General features: G+C 71.4%; 20 protein-coding genes. 16 read left to right on the forward strand and 4 right to left on the reverse strand.

Translation table 11 applies throughout. From position 1 onward, the window contains the following. Nucleotides 1–224: 224 nt before the first annotated feature. A complete protein-coding gene (locus AB0N02_RS45620) occupies nt 225–578 on the forward strand; it encodes a hypothetical protein (protein ID WP_363961116.1) in 354 nt (117 codons plus the stop codon). Nucleotides 579–621: 43 nt separating this feature from the next. Here the strand turns inward: AB0N02_RS45620 and AB0N02_RS45625 are convergent, their stop codons facing one another. Beyond that, entirely contained in the window at nt 622–1,260 is a 639-nt protein-coding gene (locus AB0N02_RS45625; protein WP_363961118.1) for an Lrp/AsnC family transcriptional regulator, read from the reverse strand. 121 nt (nt 1,261–1,381) lie between these two features. Between AB0N02_RS45625 and AB0N02_RS45630 the strand changes: the two genes are divergently transcribed. From AB0N02_RS45630 to AB0N02_RS45660, 7 genes are all read left to right on the forward strand, one after another. Then, complete coding sequence (locus tag AB0N02_RS45630; RefSeq protein ID WP_363961120.1) at nt 1,382–2,989, forward strand: ABC transporter substrate-binding protein; 1,608 nt, start codon at nt 1,382–1,384, stop codon at nt 2,987–2,989. Beyond that, complete coding sequence (locus AB0N02_RS45635) at nt 2,979–4,130, forward strand: ABC transporter permease (protein WP_363961122.1); 1,152 nt, start codon at nt 2,979–2,981, stop codon at nt 4,128–4,130. The genes AB0N02_RS45630 and AB0N02_RS45635 overlap by 11 nt, the downstream gene beginning before the upstream one ends. Then, a complete protein-coding gene (locus tag AB0N02_RS45640; protein ID WP_363961124.1) occupies nt 4,127–4,966 on the forward strand; it encodes an ABC transporter permease in 840 nt (279 codons plus the stop codon). The genes AB0N02_RS45635 and AB0N02_RS45640 overlap by 4 nt, the downstream gene beginning before the upstream one ends. Then, on the forward strand, nt 4,963–5,733 hold the full coding sequence (locus AB0N02_RS45645; protein ID WP_363961126.1) for an ABC transporter ATP-binding protein: 771 nt from the start codon (nt 4,963–4,965) through the stop codon (nt 5,731–5,733). The genes AB0N02_RS45640 and AB0N02_RS45645 overlap by 4 nt, the downstream gene beginning before the upstream one ends. Beyond that, entirely contained in the window at nt 5,730–6,680 is a 951-nt protein-coding gene (locus AB0N02_RS45650; RefSeq protein ID WP_363961128.1) for an ABC transporter ATP-binding protein, read from the forward strand. Before AB0N02_RS45645 ends, AB0N02_RS45650 begins: the two co-directional genes overlap by 4 nt. 7 nt (nt 6,681–6,687) lie before the next feature. Further along, a complete protein-coding gene (locus tag AB0N02_RS45655) occupies nt 6,688–7,662 on the forward strand; it encodes a M24 family metallopeptidase (protein WP_363961130.1) in 975 nt (324 codons plus the stop codon). 153 nt (nt 7,663–7,815) lie between these two features. After that, the gene (locus AB0N02_RS45660; RefSeq protein ID WP_363961132.1) at nt 7,816–8,952 is read left to right on the forward strand and encodes a DUF6183 family protein; all 1,137 of its coding nucleotides are present in this window, start codon (nt 7,816–7,818) and stop codon (nt 8,950–8,952) included. Nucleotides 8,953–9,112: 160 nt separating this feature from the next. Here AB0N02_RS45660 and AB0N02_RS45665 read toward each other — a convergent pair whose 3' ends face one another. Further along, nucleotides 9,113–9,784 carry a methyltransferase domain-containing protein gene (locus AB0N02_RS45665; protein WP_363961134.1) on the reverse strand — a complete coding sequence of 224 codons (672 nt, stop codon included), beginning with the start codon at nt 9,782–9,784 and terminating at the stop codon, nt 9,113–9,115. A gap of 300 nt (nt 9,785–10,084) precedes the next feature. On the opposite strand from AB0N02_RS45665, the gene AB0N02_RS45670 reads away from it, so the two are divergent. From AB0N02_RS45670 to AB0N02_RS45700, 7 genes are read left to right on the forward strand one after another with little or no spacing between them, the layout of a single operon-like run. Further along, complete coding sequence (locus AB0N02_RS45670) at nt 10,085–11,107, forward strand: transporter substrate-binding domain-containing protein (protein WP_363961136.1); 1,023 nt, start codon at nt 10,085–10,087, stop codon at nt 11,105–11,107. 7 nt (nt 11,108–11,114) lie between these two features. Continuing rightward, nucleotides 11,115–11,996 (forward strand): amino acid ABC transporter permease, encoded by an 882-nt coding sequence (locus AB0N02_RS45675; RefSeq protein WP_363961138.1) that lies wholly within the window; start codon nt 11,115–11,117, stop codon nt 11,994–11,996. Beyond that, a complete protein-coding gene (locus AB0N02_RS45680; protein ID WP_363961140.1) occupies nt 11,993–12,772 on the forward strand; it encodes an amino acid ABC transporter ATP-binding protein in 780 nt (259 codons plus the stop codon). Before AB0N02_RS45675 ends, AB0N02_RS45680 begins: the two co-directional genes overlap by 4 nt. Before the next feature lie 44 nt (nt 12,773–12,816). After that, on the forward strand, nt 12,817–14,037 hold the full coding sequence (locus tag AB0N02_RS45685) for an acyl-CoA dehydrogenase family protein (protein WP_363961142.1): 1,221 nt from the start codon (nt 12,817–12,819) through the stop codon (nt 14,035–14,037). Beyond that, nucleotides 14,034–14,384 carry a TIGR04076 family protein gene (locus AB0N02_RS45690; RefSeq protein ID WP_363961144.1) on the forward strand — a complete coding sequence of 117 codons (351 nt, stop codon included), beginning with the start codon at nt 14,034–14,036 and terminating at the stop codon, nt 14,382–14,384. The genes AB0N02_RS45685 and AB0N02_RS45690 overlap by 4 nt, the downstream gene beginning before the upstream one ends. Before the next feature lie 14 nt (nt 14,385–14,398). After that, complete coding sequence (locus AB0N02_RS45695; protein ID WP_363961154.1) at nt 14,399–14,662, forward strand: TIGR04076 family protein; 264 nt, start codon at nt 14,399–14,401, stop codon at nt 14,660–14,662. Beyond that, nucleotides 14,655–15,683: an LLM class flavin-dependent oxidoreductase gene (locus tag AB0N02_RS45700; protein WP_363961146.1), complete on the forward strand. Its 1,029-nt coding sequence runs from the start codon at nt 14,655–14,657 to the stop codon at nt 15,681–15,683. Before AB0N02_RS45695 ends, AB0N02_RS45700 begins: the two co-directional genes overlap by 8 nt. 123 nt (nt 15,684–15,806) lie before the next feature. Here AB0N02_RS45700 and AB0N02_RS45705 read toward each other — a convergent pair whose 3' ends face one another. Next, on the reverse strand, nt 15,807–16,292 hold the full coding sequence (locus AB0N02_RS45705) for a hypothetical protein (protein ID WP_363961148.1): 486 nt from the start codon (nt 16,290–16,292) through the stop codon (nt 15,807–15,809). A 93-nt stretch (nt 16,293–16,385) separates the two neighbouring features. Here AB0N02_RS45705 and AB0N02_RS45710 point away from each other — a divergent pair, with 93 nt between their 5' ends. Then, entirely contained in the window at nt 16,386–16,895 is a 510-nt protein-coding gene (locus AB0N02_RS45710; RefSeq protein WP_363961150.1) for a flavin reductase family protein, read from the forward strand. Nucleotides 16,896–16,907: 12 nt separating this feature from the next. On the opposite strand, the gene AB0N02_RS45715 is transcribed toward AB0N02_RS45710, so the two are convergent. Then, entirely contained in the window at nt 16,908–17,729 is an 822-nt protein-coding gene (locus AB0N02_RS45715; protein ID WP_363961152.1) for a PaaX family transcriptional regulator C-terminal domain-containing protein, read from the reverse strand. Nucleotides 17,730–18,021 lie beyond the last annotated feature (292 nt).

The following is an 18,021-nucleotide window of genomic DNA, read 5'->3' on the forward strand; positions in this document are numbered from 1 at the left end:
AACACCCCTGACAGGGGACGGTCGTCCACCGGCGGAGCCGCCGTGTCTCCTCTCGGGATCGACGCGGACATCCGGACATCCGCCGCGAGAACCCGGCCACCGGATCTCGGCGCATCTCGCCGAGCGGCTCTTCCGCTGGACGGATCACCACCGTTCCACCGCACCGGCCGCAGAAACGTCCAGCCCCGGTTGCGTACGGCCCGCGGATCGGCACGATGCGGAAGGTGAACGACAACGACCTTCTCAACCTCAACGACCGCAGGTTCGTCATGGTCAGCTCGACGGCGAGCGCGGTGGACCCGGACGGACCAACCGAATTCGCCTACCGGGAGTCCGGCGGCGTCATCTGGGGCGACTACACCGGCGACACGGTGGTCCACGGACGCTTCGTCGGTACCCGGGACGGCGACCGGATCGAGCTGACCTACGTGCACCTGCTCAAGAACGGGGAGCGCGTGGGCGGGCAGAGTGGCAGCCGCATCGAGCCCCTTCCCGACGGGCGGCTGCGCCTGGTCGAGGAGTTCCAGTTCGCCGGGGACGACAAGGTGCACGTGAGCGTGTGCGCCGAGGTCGCCTGACCCCGGGACGACGCCGGGACCACCCGGCACCCCAGGTGGGCGGTCAGATGTCCCGCTGGAGCTGGGCGCGCCCCTCGGCCGCACCCACGAAGCGCATCTTGCCCAGGGGCACCTCGCCGCCCGCCGGATCGGGGGCCGGGCGGCGGACGGTCCAGGCCGGGCCCCGGTCGCTCGGCAGGACGTAGGGACGCCTGATGACCTCGTCGAGGATGAAGACGGTCTCGGTGGCCTTGACCGCGGGGATGTTGGCCAGCCGTTCGGTCACCATCGTGTGCACGGCGGCCACGTCGCTCATGCGGACCTGGATCATCGCGTCGTGCTGGCCCGTGGTGATCGCGCAGTACTCCACCTCGGGCATCTGGGCGAGCTGGGCGCGGAACTGGCGCCACATCTGCTGCCGTACGGTGACGAAGATCAGCGCGGTGATGCCGAGACCCACGCGGACGTGGTCGACCTCGGCGGTGAAACGCTTGATCGCGCCGTCGGCGCGCAGCGCCTCGAAGCGGGTGTAGGCGTTCGCCCTGGAGATGCCGACGCGCTCGGCGAGGGCGGCCACCGAGATCCTGCCGTTGTCCCGCAGTACCTCGAGGATCTTCAGGTGCGTCGCGTCGAGATCAAGGCCGATACCGATCCGTCCAGGTTGACCGCCCTCATGAGCCGAGTTCCTTGACATTTCGGTCATGATCATACCCCTTAGGTCAGATTTGTCTCAGCTTACCGTCACGAACTGGACATTCTGCCTGAAAATCCTGGACGATCGACGACCAAACGTCCACACGGCTCCATTTTCGGAGGACACAAAAATGGCGATCCGTTCCCGGCGCCCCAGGGCGAAGGCAGCACTGCTGCCGGTGCTGCTCACCGGCGCCCTCGCCCTCGCAGCCTGCTCCAGCGGCGGCTCGTCCACCCCGGCGGCACAGGGGGGCGGCACCGCCGCCAAAACCCTCGTGGTCGACACGTCCTTCAACCTCAAGACGGCCGACCCGGGACGCACCTACGAGCCGACCGGCCTGATCGTGGGCAAGGCCGCCTACGACACGCTGCTCACGTTCGAGGGCTCCGACGTCACCAAGCCGGTGCCCTCGCTCGCCGAGTCGTTCGAGCTGTCGTCGGACGGCAAGACGCTGACCCTCAAGCTCCGCCAGGGCGCCACGTTCGCCGACGGCTCCCCCGTCACCGCCGACGACGTCGTCTTCTCGCTCGACCGCGTGCGCGACATGAAGGGCACGCCGTCCTTCCTGCTCGACGGGGTGAAGGTCGCCAAGACCGACGACACGACGATCACCCTGACGTCGGAGAACCCCAACCCGGCGCTGCCGTACATCCTGCCCAACCCCGCGCTGGGCATCCTGAACTCCAAGGTCGCCAAGGAGCACGGCGCGACCACGGACTCCGGCGACAAGGCCGAGCAGTACCTGAACTCCACCTCGCTGGGTTCCGGCCCGTACACCATCGAGTCGGTGAACATCAGTAGCCAGGTCGTGCTCAAGGCCAACGTCAAGTACTGGGGCCCGAACAAGCCGGTCTACGACAAGGTCGTCATCCGCAACGTCGAGTCCGCGACGCAGAAGCTCAACGTCTCGCGCGGCGACAGCCAGGTCGCGCTGGACCTGTCCGGCGACCAGGTCAACGGGCTTCCGGGGAACCTGCAGGTCTCCAAGACGCCGTCGGCGAACGTGGTCTTCCTGTTCGCCAACCGCGACTCCGCGATCAGCAAGGTCACCTCCAACCCCAAGTTCGCCGAGGCCCTCCGCAAGGGCATCGACTACACGGGCCTGCTGGAGCTGGCCGGTCAGGGCTCGGTGCAGGCTCCGGGTGTTATCCCCTCGATGATCCTGGGCGCGCTCCCCGCCGAGCAGGCCGCCAAGCGCGACGTCGAGGGCGCCAAGGCCGCCCTCAAGGAGAGCGGCGTGACCGACCCGAAGGTCAAGCTGGAGTACCCCAGCGAGCTGACCCTCAACGGCCTGTCCCTGCAGGGGATGGCCGAGCGGATCCAGGCCAACCTCAAGGAGGTCGGCATCACCGTGGATCTGTCCCCCGCACCGGTCACCACCGCGCTGGACAACTACCGCAACGGCAAGGAGGAGCTGGGCCTGTGGTGGTGGGGTCCGGACTACCCCGACCCCAGCGACTACCTGGTGTTCCTGCCGGGCAAGACCGTTGGTCTGCGGGCCGGCTGGAAGGCGGGCGGGGACAAGGAACTGGAGGCCGCCGGTGACAAGGCCGCCGCGGCGATCGGCGACGACGCGCGCAAGCAGGCCTACGTCGACGTCCAGACGAAGCTGAACACCGACAGCCCGTTCATCCCGCTCATCCAGCCGAGCCAGAACATCGTGACGGCCGCGTCCGTCACCGGCCTGGCGTTCCACCCGGTCTGGACCATCGATGTCGCCGACCTCGGTGCCAAGTAGGGATCCCGAGGCGGGCGAGCCCGGGAAGGCCGTCCAGGGGCCCAAGGGCACCGGGACGGCCCCGGCCCCGGAGAGCACCGCCGGTACGGCCCCGCCTCGCGCGGGCCGTACCGGCGGCCGGAGCCCGCTGGTGCGCTTCCTGGTACGCAGGGTGCTCACCTCGCTGCTGCTGGCGCTGGGCATCACGCTGGTCACGTTCGTGCTGACCAACCTGGTCCCCGGCGACCCCGTCGCGGCCAACCTCGGCCAGCGGGCCCTCGGCGACCCGGCGATCGTCGCGCAGTGGCGGGCCGAGCACGGCCTGGACAAGCCGCTCCCGCAGCAGTACCTGCTGCACCTGGGGGGCGTGCTCCAGGGCGACCTGGGAACGAGCCAGCAGAGTCACCGCCCGGTGCTCGACGACCTGGCGGAGTCCGTTCCGGCCACGCTGGAGCTGGCGGGCACCGCGATCCTGATCTCCCTCGTCGCGGGCGTGGCCTTCGGCGTGATCTCGGCGCTGCGCCGCGACCGGCTCTCCGACCACGCGCTGCGCATCCTCAGCCTGATCGGCATCTCCGTGCCGACGTTCTGGCTGGCGCTGACGACCTTCTACATCTTCTTCTACCGGCTGCAGATCACCCCGGGCAGCGGCCGCATCGACCCGGGCATGAGCCCGCCGCCCCGCGTGACGGGCCTGTACACGGTCGACGCCGCGCTGGCCGGGCAGTGGGACGTGTTCTCCTCCGCGATCGCTCACCTGGCCACTCCCGCGCTGGTGCTGGCCCTCTACACGATCGGCCTGCTCACCCGGTTCACCAGGTCGGCGGTGCTGGAGGTGCTGGGCCAGGACTACGTGCGCGCCGCGCGCGCCAAGGGCCTGCCCGGCAGGGTGATCCTGTTCCGCTACGTGCTGCGCTCGGCTCTGGTGCCGATCATCACGGTCGCGGGCCTCGCCTTCGGCAGCCTGCTGTCCGGCACCGTGCTCGTCGAGGCGATCTTCGCCTGGCCGGGCGTCGGACAGTACGCCTACAAGAGCGCGACCAGCCTCGACCTGCCCGCCGTGATGGGCGTCGGCCTGGTCGTGGGCGGGGTCTACCTCGTCATCAACCTGATCGTCGACGTGCTGTACGGCGTCATCGACCCCAGAGTGAGACTCTCTTGAAACTCCCCCAAGCCTGGCGGCAGCCGCTGGCGATCGTCGGCGGGGTGGTGGCGCTCGCCTGGATCGTGATCGCGGTGGCCGCCCCGGTGCTGGCGCCGCACGACCCGCTGGCCCAGGACCTGCCGCGGCTGGCCGCCCCCGGTCCGGGGCACTGGTTCGGCACCGACCAGCTGGGCCGGGACATCCTGAGCAGGGTCATGTACGGCGCGCGCCTGTCGATCCCGCTGACGCTGCTGCTGGTCACGCTCTCGGTGCTGGTCGGCGGCCTGCTCGGCGCCTGCGCCGGATATTTCGGTAAATGGGTTGATGAGACGATCATGCGGTTCGCCGACCTCGTCTTCGCCTTCCCCACCGTGATCCTGGCCATGGTCGTCGCCGCCGCGCTCGGCCCGAGCCTCGCCAACGCCGTCCTCGCCGTCCTCGTCGTCGCCTGGCCCGCCTACGCCCGCGTCACCCGCGGCCTGGTGCTGGGCGTGCGCGAGCGCGAGTTCGTGATCAGCGGGCGGCTGCTCGGGTTCTCCGTCTGGCGTTCGCTCCGCGTCGACGTGCTGCCGAACATCACCGGCCCGATCCTGGTGCTCGCCACCCTCGACATCGGCACCGCGCTGCTGCTGCTGTCCGGTCTGTCCTTCCTCGGGCTCGGCGCCAAGCCGCCGTCACCCGAGTGGGGCGCCATGGTCGCCTCGGGCGTCGAGGTCTTCGACAGCTGGTGGGTGGCGGCCTTCCCCGGCCTCGCCATCCTGACCGTCGTCCTGGCCTTCAACTTCCTCGGCGACACGCTGCGTGACGCCCTCGACCCCCGCACGGCCCGCGCCATCAAGGAGCGTGCGCTTTGACCCTCACCATCTCCGACCTGAAGGTCACCATCGGCGGCAAGGAGATCCTGCGGGGCGTCGACCTCGACCTGCGGGAGGGCCGCGTGCACGGCCTGGCGGGCGAGAGCGGCTCGGGCAAGACGATGACCGGCCTGGCCGTGCTCGGACTCCTCCCGCACGGGGCCCGTACCTCGGGACGGATCGCCCTCGGGGACCGCGATCTGCTGGGCATGTCCGCCAAGGAGCTCAACACGGTGCGCGGCGGCGAGGTCGCCATGGTCTTCCAGGATCCGGCGACCAGCATGCACCCGATGCTGTCCGTGGGCCGCCAGCTCACCGAGCACATGCGCCACCACCTGGGCCTGGACCGCAAACAGGCCAGGGCCAGGGCCGTCGAGCTGCTGGGCCAGGTACGCATCCCCGGCCCCGAGTCGGCGATCGACCGCTATCCCCACCAGTTCTCCGGGGGCATGCGCCAGCGCATCGCGATCGCGATCGCACTGGCCTGTTCCCCCAAGGTGCTCATCGCCGACGAGCCCACGACCGCCCTCGACGTGACCGTCCAGGCCGGGGTGCTGCGGCTGCTGCGCGGCCTCTGCGACGACCTGGGACTGGCCGTACTGCTCGTCACCCACGACCTCGGCGTGATGTCGGCGGTCGCCGACGAGGTGAGCGTGATGAAGGACGGCCTGGTCGTCGAGACGGGCCCGCGCGGCCAGGTGCTGCGCAACCCCCTGCATCCCTACACCCAAGCCCTGCTGGACTCGCTGCCCGGGGAGACCGCATGACAGAGCGTACGGCGGAGCGCACGACCGAGCGCACGACGCTGCTGAACGTCGACGACCTGGTCGTCGAGCACCGCACCCCCGGCCGCCCCGTGGTCCGGGCCGTGGCCGGAGCCAGCCTGACCGTCGCGGCCGGCGAGGTCGTCGGCCTCGTCGGGGAGTCCGGGTGCGGCAAGTCGACGCTGGCCCGCGCGGTGTGCGGGCTCAACCCCGTCGCCTCGGGGGCGATCACCTTCGACGGGCACCCGGTGACTCCGCTCGGGCTGCGCCGCAGGGACCGGGCGCTGTCCGGAATCCAGATGGTCTTCCAGGACCCCTACTCGTCGCTGAACCCGCGCCGCCGGGTGGGGGCGCAGATCGCCGACGGGCTGCGCACCGCGGGCGACACCGTGACCGCCCCCGCCGACCTGCTGGAGCGGGTCGGGCTGCCCCGCGACTTCGCCGGACGGCACCCGCACGAGTTCTCCGGCGGCCAGCGCCAGCGGATCGCGATCGCCAGGGCGCTCGCCGCCCGCCCGTCCCTGCTGATCGGCGACGAGCCGATCTCCGCCCTCGACGCCTCGGCCCAGGCACAGGTGGCCAGGCTGATGCGGGACCTGGCCGTCTCCTCGGGGGCGGGCCTGCTGTTCATCAGCCACGACCTGTCGGTGGTGCGGCTGATCGCCGACCGGATCGCGGTGATGTATCTCGGGAAGATCGTGGAGATCGGCCGTACCGAGGAGGTCTGGACCGATCCCCGCCACCCGTACACCCGCGCCCTGCTGGGCGCCATCCCCGCCCCCGACGGCGCGGGCGTGCTCCCCGCCGAGTTGCCCGGGGACGTGCCGGACCCGGCCGCCCCTCCGCCGGGCTGCCGCTTCCATCCGCGCTGCCCGGTGGCGATGGACGTGTGCCGGGAACGCGAGCCCGCTTTCGGTCCGGTCGCGTGCTGGCTGCACGAACCCGCGTGACCGCCGCATGATCGACGAGGTGCGGCTCAGGATGGCCGCGGAGGGGATCGACGCCCTGGTGCTGCGCCCCTCCCCCGATTTCCGTTATCTGGGCGGGCAGGGCGAGGGATATCTCGTCCTGACCAATGACGGGCCGCCCGCCCTCGTGGCGGAGCCGCTGGAGGCGGCGGCGCTCCTGCCCTCCTCGGTGCGCCGGGTCGGCGTGGACTCCGAGATGCGGGCGTGGGAGCTGTTCTCGCTGCGGGTGGAGGCCGAGCTGGTGCTGGCGTCGGCCGTGCTGGCCCCGCTCAGGCTGCGCAGGAGTCCCGATGAGGTGGCGGCGACGGAGCGCGCGGCCGCCGCGGCGGACGCCGTCCTGCTCATGGCCCGCGAGCTGGCGTGGTTCGGGACCACGGAGCGCGCGATGGCGCGGAGGCTGTCGGCCATGATGGTCGAGACGGGCTGCGAGGAGGTGCTGTCGGTCGTCGTCGCGGCCGGCGAGCACAGCGCGGTCGCGCGGCACGTGCCGTGCGACCGCATGATCAACCCGGGCGACGCGCTGCTGGTCTCGGTCTGCGGGAGGTGGGGCGGCCACTGCGCGGAGGTGGCCCGCGTGTTCGCGGTCGCCGAGCCTCCGGAGGACTTCGAGGCGATGTACTCGGTCGTCCTCGCCGCGCAGCGCGCCGCCGCCGACGCGCTGCGGCCCGGCGTGACCTCGGCCGAGGTCGGCAGGATCGCGCGGGAGGTGATCGAGGGCAGCGGTTACGGCAACTACACCGGACCGCGCCCGGGGCGCGGTGTCGGCCTCGGCCAGGACGAGGGCCCCTGGCTCGTCCCCGGCGACGAGACCGTGCTGGCCGTCGGTACGACGGTGTGCCTCGAACCGGCGATCTACCTGCCCGACCTGTTCGGCGCCCGGGTGGCCGACGTCGTGGTCTGCGCCCCCCAGGGCGCCCGGCGGCTCAGCACGAGTTCCCAGACCCTCCACGTCATCGACCACTGAGCGCGGAGTATCGGGAGGGCCGGGTCAGGGGGGCGTGACGGTCCGCCGGGCGGCCGGGCACCCCTGCCGGGGAGCCGCGCGCCGCCCTGCCCGGCGCGCGGCCCACCACCCGCCCGCAACCGAACCCCAAGCACGCCGGTCTATCCATGGGGGATGACCACGGCTGCTGGAGACTTCATGGTGTCGGGCGACTTCCGGCGGGGGCTGCGCAAGCTGGCGCTGTCCCGCGCCGTGCGCGACGTCGAGCCACTGGCCGTGCTGATACGCGACCGGTACGCCGCCGGTGGTCAGGTCCATCGGATCCGCGATCTGGCCGCGTTGCTGGCCGCCCGGGAGCGGCCGTTCGAACGGTGGGACCCGCTGTTCGACGAGTGGGAACCGCTGCTGGACCGGCTGCCGATCGAACAATGGGAGCCGGTGCTGGGCCTGCTGCCGTTCTTCGAGCGGGTGCCCGACAGGCCGGACATGTGGGCGGAGCTGATCGCCTGCCTGGCGCAGGAGCTGGTGGCGCACGGCGCCGACCTGACCCTGCTGCCCGCGGCTCTGCGGTGCGCGGCCGCTCTGCGGAAGCTGGGCCATCCCCTGGCCAGGCTGCCGCTGAGGCCCGTCCGGGGAGAGCGGGAACTGCTCCCGCCCCGCACCTGGTCCGACAACTGGGAGCCTCCCCGCCCCCCGCACTACGACTACGGCTCGGAGGAGACAGGTCTCGAAAAGGGCATGACGTTCTCCCTATCAGGCTCCCTGCCGGGCTCCCCACCGGGGCGGGATTCACGGTTTTCGCACGGGGGGTTCGGGCACGGCGCGCCCAGGCGGGTGAGCACTCCCGGACAGGAGCGGCTCATCGCCGCCGCGGTGGAGCGCTGGGGCCGGCCGCACGCGGCGATGATCATCGAGCTGCCCCGGCGCTTCGGGCGCGAGGAGCCGGTGCCGCCGGGGGTGGACGTGTCGCTGCCGGACCGGTACGGCGGCCGTATCAGGCTCAGGGGCCATCCGGCCCGCCTGGAGGGGGTCGTCGGCGAGCTGTTCGGCAACGCCTACTGCGACGTCAGCCGTGTCCGGGGGCTCCGCGCCGGATACGGCAGGCTGCAGACGTGGCGGTCGGTCGCCGGTCTCGTCCGGGCCCCCGGCGGAGCGTCCGTGTACCGGATCGGCAGGCTCGCCGCCCGCTGGCGGTGGATGACGTTCGTCCTCAGCGGGCGGCCACAGGATTGGATGCAGGGCATGATCGCGGTCGGCGCGATCGGCCCGCGCGGAGACGTGCTGAGCCTGCTGGTCTCCACCTCGGACTAGGCGAGGACGGCCGGGGCTTCCGGACCACACCTCGGACCAGGCGAGGACGGCGGGGGCCTCCGGACTGCACCTCGGACCAGGCGAGGGCCTCCGGACCGCCGGGCAACCCGGCGTCAGGAGGCGTGACGGCCCCGCCCGGCCGACCGGTCTCCGGCCGCTGCTACGGCTCGCCGGGACCGCCCGGCTTGCGGGCCAGGAGGTGGGCCTGCGGGACCTTCTCCCTCTCGTCGGGCGCGCGCAGCACCCGGGCCTCCAGGGTGAATCCGGCCCGGCCCAGCAGCTCGGCGATCCGGTCGGGCGACAGCCGCCGGAAGTCCAGCGACACCGGGTGGCCGAACGGCTCCGCCAGGTGCAGGGGCTCGTCACCGACCTGGAAGCCGAGCAGCAGGTGACCGCCCGGGGCCAGCAGCCGGTGGAACTCGGCGAACAGCGCGGGCAGCAGCTCCGACGGGGTGTGAATGATGGAGTACCAGGCGACGACGCCGCCGAGGGAGCCGTCCGCCACCTCCAGGGCGGTCATCGCCCCCTCCTCGAACCTCAGGTCCGGGTACGTCCGCCGGGCCAGCCCGACCATCGCCGGCGACAGGTCGACACCGAAGACGTCCAGCCCGAGGGAGTGCAGGTACGCCGTCACGAGGCCGGGGCCGGATCCGAGATCGGCGACCGGCCCGGCCCCGGCGGTCCGCACGAGCTCGGCGAACGCGGCGAGCGTCGCACGGTCCACCGGCTTGGCCTCGAGCACGTTTTTGAAGAGTTCGGCGTACTCGACGGCGATGGCGTCGTAGAACGTCCGGGTGTCATGGAGATGGGAGGGATGGGAGGGAGTGGTCACGGCGGGGAACAGTACCCCCTCGGCCGTCCTCACCACCGGACGCCGCGCCGACGGCCGTCCGCTCCGGGCCTTCGGACGGTGCGGGAGCGTGCCGCGTCCGGGCGGAAGGCGCTCTCGCACGCCCGGGCCCGGTCGGCCGTACGCCCTGCTCAGCGCATTTTCTTCGTGCCTTAAATCTCATTTTCAGCACGTCTGCATAAGGCGCCTCCAGACACTTGTCACCCCAGCTGGCTCCTATGTAAAGTGCGGAACCTCGGCTCCCCCCGCCGAGAGCGCCTTCGGGAAGGAGCAGCTGTGCCGGTGACGAAGACGACGAGAGTCGCGGACCGCAGTACGGCAGGAGCCCTGGTGACGTGTGCGTTGACGGTCGTGCTGGCGGCCACCGGATGCTCGGGGTCCGCCTCCGGCGGCTCCGGTGCCTCCGGCGGCTCCGACGAGCGGCAGGCCCAGGCCTCACCGTCGACCGCCTTCGACCAGTCATTGCACGACCAGCTGCCGGATCGGATCAAGCAGAGCAAGCAGATCGTTTTCGGCGCGCTCTGGGAGACGCCGCCGATCATCGGAATCGACCCGAAGGACACCTCGAAGCCGGTCGGGATCACCCCCGATCTCGCGGTGGCGCTGGGCGACGTGCTCGGCGTCAAGCCGGTGTGGAAGAACCTGCAGTGGCCCGCGCAGCTGCCCGGCCTGCAGAGCGGCAACGTCGACGCGCTGTTCGGCCAGGTGGGCGGCGGCGAGGACCGGGAGAAGGTGGTCGACCTCGTCGGCTTCTACCAGTCTCCGATGGCCATCCTCGTCAAGGGCGGCAACCCCCGCGGGCTGGAGAGCTTCGCCAACGCCTGCGGGATGAAGATCGGCGTGCCGTCCGGCTCCACGCAGGAGGCCACGGTCAAGGGCAACAGCGACAAGCTCTGTGTCTCCCAGGGCAAGGCCCCGATCACCGCGGTCGGCTACCCGGGCGCGCAGGGCGCGATCGTCGCGATCAAGAGCGGGGCGCTGGACGGGTGGATGGACTCGGCGACGTCGATCCGGGCCATCGCCAAGCAGTCCGGCAACACGTTCGACGGCGTGACGCTGCCCACGGAGCAGACCGACCCGTACATGGGTCAGGACAACGTCTCCATCGCGATGTCGAAGGCGCAGCCGGGCCTGTCGAACGCGCTCGCCGGCGCGCTGGCCAGCCTCTCCCGCTCCGGCGCCTACCAGCAGATCATGCAGAAGTGGGACGCGGCCGACGCGGTCCTGACGGTCGAGGAGATCAAGGTCAACCCCGTCACCGGTCTGCCGGCCGGGCAGGGCGCCTCCTCGCCGAGCGGATCCTGAGGTCCGCATGGCAGACAACGCGACAGCGAGGAAGACGTCCGAGCCCTCCGCCCCGCCCGCTCCCCCGCCGTCCCGGCAGGACGTCGTCCCGGTACGGCACTACGGCCGCGGCACGCTCGCCGTGGTGGCGGTGGCGGTCGTGGTACTCGTCGCGCAGAGGTTCGCCACCAACCCCAACATCCAGTGGCAGATCTTCGGCGACTACCTCTTCCACCCCGACATCCTCAACGGCCTGCTGAACACCCTTGAGATGACCGCCATCGGCATGGTGTGCTCGATGGCCGGCGCGCTGGTCGTGGCACTGATGCGGATGTCGCCGAGCCGCGTGATCTCCTCGATCGCGGCCACGTACATCCTCTTCTTCCGCAGCATCCCGCCGATCCTGTTGCTGATCTTCGTCGGCAACCTCGGGCTGTTCGTCGACCAGATCACGATCGGCGTCCCGTTCACCGACCTGGACCTGTTCAGCCGCCCGGCCTCGGAGGTGCTCACCCCGTTCGTCGCGTCGATCCTCGGACTGTCCCTCGCCGGCTCCGGCTACATGGCGGAGATCGTCCGTGCCGGGCTGCTCGCGGTCGGGCGCGGCCAGCGCGACGCGGCCAAGGCGCTCGGGCTCGGCTCGCTGGGCACCACCCGCCACATCGTGCTGCCGCAGGCGCTGCGGGTGATCATCCCTCCGATGGGCAACGAGCTGATCAGCCTGCTGAAGGTGACCGCGGTCGTGTCCGTGATCGGCGGCGGCGAGCTGCTGACCGTGGCGCAGTCGATCTCCGGCGCCAACTACCGCACGATCGAGATGCTGCTGGTGGCCGCCGCCTGGTACGTCGCGGTGATCACGGTGCTGTCGATCGGTCAGTACTTCCTCGAACGGAGGATCGCCGAGCGATGACCGCTTCCCCCGCACAGCCCATGGTCTCGATCGAGGGCGTCAGCAAGTCGTACGGCCACCGGCAGATCCTGTTCGACATCGACCTGGCGGTCGGGATCGGGGAGACGGTGTGCCTGATCGGGCCCTCCGGCTGCGGCAAGAGCACGCTGCTGCGCTGCGTCAACAACCTGGAGGAGATCGACCGCGGCCGGATCCTCGTCGACGGCTCGCTGATCGGCTACCGGCTGGAACGCGGCAGGCTGCACGAGCTGCGGGAGAGCGAGGCCTGCCGGCAGCGCACCCAGATCGGCATGGTGTTCCAGCACTTCAACCTGTTCCCCCACATGACCGCGCTGGAGAACGTCTCCTTCGCCCCGGTACGGGTACGCGGCGAGGACAAGGCCGCCGCCCGCGCCCACGCGCTGGAGCTCCTCGGCCGCGTCGGGCTCGGCGACAAGGCGGGGTCGTACCCCTCGCAGCTGTCCGGCGGCCAGCAGCAGCGCGTGGCGATCGCGCGGGCACTGGCGATGCGGCCGAAGGTGATGCTGTTCGACGAACCGACCAGCGCGCTCGATCCAGAGCTCGTCGGCGAGGTGCTCAACGTGATGCGCGACCTCGCCAAAACGGGCATGACGATGATCGTCGTGACCCACGAGATGGGCTTCGCCCGCGAGGTCGCCGGCCGCGTGGTCTTCATGGACGGCGGCCGGGTCGTCGAGCAGGGCCCGCCGGACGAGGTACTCCGCAATCCGAGCCACGAGCGCAGCAGGGCGTTCCTCGCCTCCGTGCTGCGCTGAACCCGCCGGCTTCCACCGGCGACCAATGATTCGACAGGAGGACCATGACCACGACCAACGAACTCGCCTACGGTACGGCGATCCGCCCCCCGGAGTCCGCCCGGGCGGTGCTGGCGAACGCGGACGCGGTACTGGAGATCGTGGCGGAGGAGGCCGCCGCCGGCGACGCCCAGGGACGGCTGAGCGAGCGGCTGGCACGCGTGTTCCGTGAGGCGGGTCTGTTCCAGATGGGCTTCCCCGCGCGCCTGGGCGGCCTGGAGATGACGCTCGCCGACCAGCTGGCCGTGGTGACCAAGGTGGCCAGGGTCGACGCCGGCTCCGCGTGGAACGTCGCGGTCCTCAACGCGACCGGCTTCTACGCCGGGCGGCTGGGCGACGACGCCTACCACGAGCTGTATCCGACCCGCGACATGCCGACCAGCGGATCCTTCCACCCCAAGGGGCGGGCCCAGGTGACCGACGGAGGTTACCTGGTCACCGGCCGATGGGACTGGGGCAGCGGCAGCTACGTCGCCGAGCACATCGTCGGGGGCTGCCTGGTCTTCGACGGCGACGAGCCGGTGATCGGCCCCAACGGCCGGCAGCTGACCCTCGGCCTCTGGCTGCCCCGCGAGGCGGTACGGCACGCCCACAACTGGCAGACGCTCGGGGTGCGCGGCTCGGGCAGCTCGTCCTACTCGATCACCGATCCGGTGTTCGTCCCGGCCCGCCGCTCCTTCGACCGGGAGGCGCCGGCCAACCCGGCGGCCGACCCGCTCAACAAGCACGTCACACTGGCCTTCTTCGGCCTGACCGGGGTGTGCATCGGTGTCGCGCAGCACGCGCTCGACCTCGCCCTGGCCGCGGTGCGCGGCCGGGTGGGGGCCGGTTTCCCCGCCGACGCCGCGACCAAGCGCACACTCGGCCAGGCGTGCGCCGAGGTCGACCTGCTGGTGACCGGTGTCGCCGACATCGCCAAGCGGACGGACGAGATCGTCTTCACGCCGGGCAGGGTGCTCACGCCGACCGAGGAGCAGCGGCTCACCGCGACCAACACGATGGCCGCCGAGACGCTGCGCCGCGTCCTGGACCTGTGCCTGGACCTGTACGGCTCGCGCTACCTCTTCGACACCGACCCCATGCAGATCGTGCTGCGCGACGCGTGGGGCGCGCTCGCCCACGTCGGCTCCAAGCGCCTGCACTGGAGCTCGCTGGCCGACACCGTGCTGGCCGATCCGGGCGCCGAGGCGACGCTGTTCGACTCCGCGTTGCGCGGCGCCTCGTGACCGCCCCCCGGGTGCGGGTGGTGGTCGAGCGTGCCGCCGCGCCGCGGTGCGGCCTGGCCGTCGGAGACAGCTTCGAGGTGGAGGGGCCCTCGCTGACCCTGCCGGAGGGCAGACCGTTCTGCCTGTACGCGATGGCGGCGGTCTTCCCGGTGCTGGACGCCCGGCTCTCCGAACTGCCCGCCGATCACTGGCTGGAGCGCAAGCCGTACATCTGCTGCCCGGATCCGGCCGACGCCGTGCTGATGCGGCTGGAGCGCGTCGACCGCGCCGAGGCCACCGGAGCCGCCAAGACCGGCGGGACCGACGGGGCCGGCGGGACCAGCGGGACCAGCGGGGCCGCGCGGTGAGCGCGGGCCGTACGGTGCGCTGCACCGTCACCTCCATGAACTACTCGGCGTGCGAGCTGCGCGTCGGCGACTACTTCGAGGTCGGCCCGCGCGGAGTGTCACTGCCGCCAGGCAGGCACTTCTGCTTCTACGCGATCGCCGCGGTCGCGCCGATGATCAACGGGCGGCTCGACGGGCCGGACGCCGAGGCCTGGCTGGCCTCGCGCCCGCTCGTCGCCTGCCCCGACCCCCCGGAGAACCTGATCATGTGCCTGGAGGAGGTCCACGACGATGTCTGAGACCGGTGCCCCCGTTTTCAGCGTGCGGGTCGGTTACGACGCGCACGGCATCGGCGGGCTCGTCGAGAAGGCCCGCTACGCCGAGGCCATGGGCTTCGACCAGGTGTGGACCGGAAACGACCTGTTCGGCGGGCCGGGCATCGCGAGCCTCGCCGCGATGATGACGGCCACCAGCCGGATCAAGGTCGGCTCGGGCGTGCTCGACCCGGTGTCCATCCATCCCGTCCAGCTCGCCCAGCTGGCCTCCGGTTTCCAGGAGCTCTCCGGCGACCGGTTCCTGCTCGGTCTCGGCGCGGGGTCGGACGTCTTCTTCCGCCGGGCGGGCATCACACCGGCCAGGCCCGTGCCGCGTACCCGTGCCGCGATCGTGGCCGTCCGCGCCCTCACCGAGGGGCGCAGCCCCGCGGGTCTGCCGGGGGCGGGCGAGGGGTGGGACGAGCAGGCCGGGATCGAGGCGCCCCGGCCGGTGCCCGTCTACCTGGGCGCCATGGGTCCCAAGATGCTCGAACTGGCCGGCCGGCACGCCGACGGGGCGCTCCCGCTGTGCCTGCCGCCGCGGCAGGTGCACGACGCCATGGCGCGGATCGGGCACGGCGCCGAGGCGGCCGGCCGTACCGTCGGCGACCTCGACGTCGCCGCCTGCGTCTGGTGCTCGATCGACGACGACCGCGACTCCGCGCGCCGCGCGCTGGCCCGCTTCATCGCCCGTTACAGCGGTTCGCTCTCCACCGACACGCTCGCCGCACAGGGCTTCGACCCCGAGGAGTTCGCCAGGACCCAGGCGCTGGTCGACGAGGGCCGGATCGACGACGCGACGACGGCCGTGCTCACGTCGTCGTCGATGCTCGGCCTGGGCATCGTGGGCGGCGCCCACGACGTGCTCGACCAGTGCGCGGAGCTGCTGGCCGCCGGTGCCCGGCACATCTCCTTCGGGCCGCCGCTCGGGCCCGACCAGCGGCACGCGATGCGGATCCTCGGCGAGAAGGTGCTGCCGCGGCTGCGCGAGCGGCCCGCGCCGTAACGGCCCGCGCCGCAGAGAGCCGTGTCGCAGATGGCCGCGCCGCAGAGAGCCGTGTCGGGGGGGGGGACCGCGTCGCGGGGCCGCACCGCCCGCCGGCCGGCGTTCCACCGGCCGGCGGTGAGGTCAGCTGCCGGGCCGCGGGTACGGCTCACGCGTGTAGTGCCGCGCGCCGTCGCCGCCGGGCACGGACCAGAGCGCGAAATCCACCCCCCAGCCGCGCAGCCACGGCTCGGGGTCCTCCCCGGTCACCCCCAGGTCCCAGCCGATCGGACAGCCCGCTTCCCGGGCCGCCGCGGTGACCAGCTCGACGTCCGCGTCCGCGCCGGTCGCCGGATCCACCGCGGGCAGCCAGGCCGCGCCGTACTCGTGACCGTACCGGCGCAGGAAGTCCGCGACCTCGGCCGGCGGCACACCGGTCTCGCCGGGGCGGGGACGCAGCCGGGCGAGCCGTCGTTCGGGCGAGTGCCCGTGCGCGGTGAGGACGTCCGCCACGATCGCGGCGTCGCCGCCGGGACAGTCGCCCGGCACCAGGATGCCCAGCCGGTGCCCGGCCGGCCGGTAGAACGTGGTGAGCAGTTGACGCAGCAGGAAAGCACGGCTCGATGACATGCGGCCAAGCGTAATCTCATTGGTAGACAGCGGACAAGACTGCTTTGTAAACTGTTGGTCGGCTCGTGGTGCCGACCCGGAAGGGAACCGTGGATGAGCACTCAACCCGCTCGGACTCACACCGACCCCGTCGACCCGGTTCTGCTGCGCCAGGTGATGCGCCGCTTCGCCACCGGTGTCACGATCGTGGCCACGACGGAGGAGGGGACACCCTTCGCCGCCGCGGTGAACTCGCTGACCTCGGTGTCGCTGGAACCGCCGTTGATCCTGGTCTGCTTCAAGATCGGGTCCCGTACCTGCGCGGCCGTCGAACGCAACGGCCGCTTCAGCGTCTCGGTGCTCACCGCACAGCAGGAGGAGCACTCCCGACGTTTCGCCGGGTCACAGCCGGCCGCCGACGATCCGGCGCTCGAGTTCGTGGACGGCCTGCCGGTGATCCGCGACGCCCTGGCCGGCATGATCTGCAACGTCGAGTCGACGCAGCGGAAGGGCGACCACGTGATCGTCATCGGCGAGGTGGTGCGGACCCATCACGTCCAGGACACCCCGCTGCTGTTCTTCGACAGCGGTTATCATCAGCTCGCCTCGCCCAGGCCCGCGTGAGCCCCGAAGGACTCAGGCCCGCATGAGCTCCTGAAAATGGGCGGTGGCCGGCTCCTTGAGCCAGCCCAGCGCCTCACGGAAGACCACGATGGCCTCCTTGCGGGCCCCGGCGTGCCGGGACCACAGCTCGGGGAGCTCGGGATCGATGTTCGCGAACGCCCGGAACGCCTCCAGCATCACGGTGCAGGTGACGAAGGCCTGCCGCGGCGACATCTCCCGCGGCCGGGTCAGGTCACGATACCTGTCGACGAAGCGGCGGTAGCGCTCGGCCACCTCGTCCAGATCCCACAGGTGGCCGAGCAGCGGCCCCGACGCGACGTCGCCGAAGGGCGCGGCCCGGAAGATCGTGACCGCGTCGCCGATGCCGAGCGTGTCCACGAGATCGGCCACCTCGGCCACGTAGTCCTGCGGCGAGGCCCACATCCCGTCCTGCATCTGCCCGAATCCGTGGAACCGCAACTGCTTGACGAAGTTGGACCGCTCGACCTTCCTGCTGTCCGGCAGGGTGTGCCAGACCAGGGTCCAGGTGACGGTGGGGTCGGAGCGCTCCCCCAGCTTGGAGATCCGCTTCTCACTGTCATCGAGCAGGTGCAGGCAGCGCTCGCTCAGGGTGTAGTTGACGAACCGCCCCTCCCGATGCCGCTCGGCGAGGCCACGCTGGACAAGCCGGGCGAGCGCCACGCGGGCCGCTGTGGGGGCCACACCGAAGTAGCCGAGCGCCGTGACCAGTCCCCCCGACCACACCGGGGCCGTGTGCGGCTGAAGGTAGGCACCGAAGATGGCCATCAGCAGGTTCTGCGGCTGCGCCTCGATTAGATCATCGTCTGCGTGCAAGCCATCAGATTATCACGACGGCCACGCCGTCCCCGTGTGGCGGGCGGCGCGGCGGGCATACGGCGGGCATGCGGCGGGCATGCGGCGGGCGGCGCCTCCCCCGGTTCGGGGCGCCCGAACGGGCCCCTTTCAATCGAAAGGAGAAACCCGCAAATCGCCACCAATCAACACTTATATCCCGGTATGGCCGTTGATGCGGCATTCCTTCAGTCCTGGGTGCGGCGTCATCATTGGGTGGCCAGTCAGGAGAGGGGCGAGTACGTGGACGGTACAGGACAGAAGATCGCGGTGC

The sequence above is a fragment of the Streptosporangium sp. NPDC051022 genome (assembly GCF_040683035.1).
Classification (GTDB): domain Bacteria; phylum Actinomycetota; class Actinomycetes; order Streptosporangiales; family Streptosporangiaceae; genus Streptosporangium.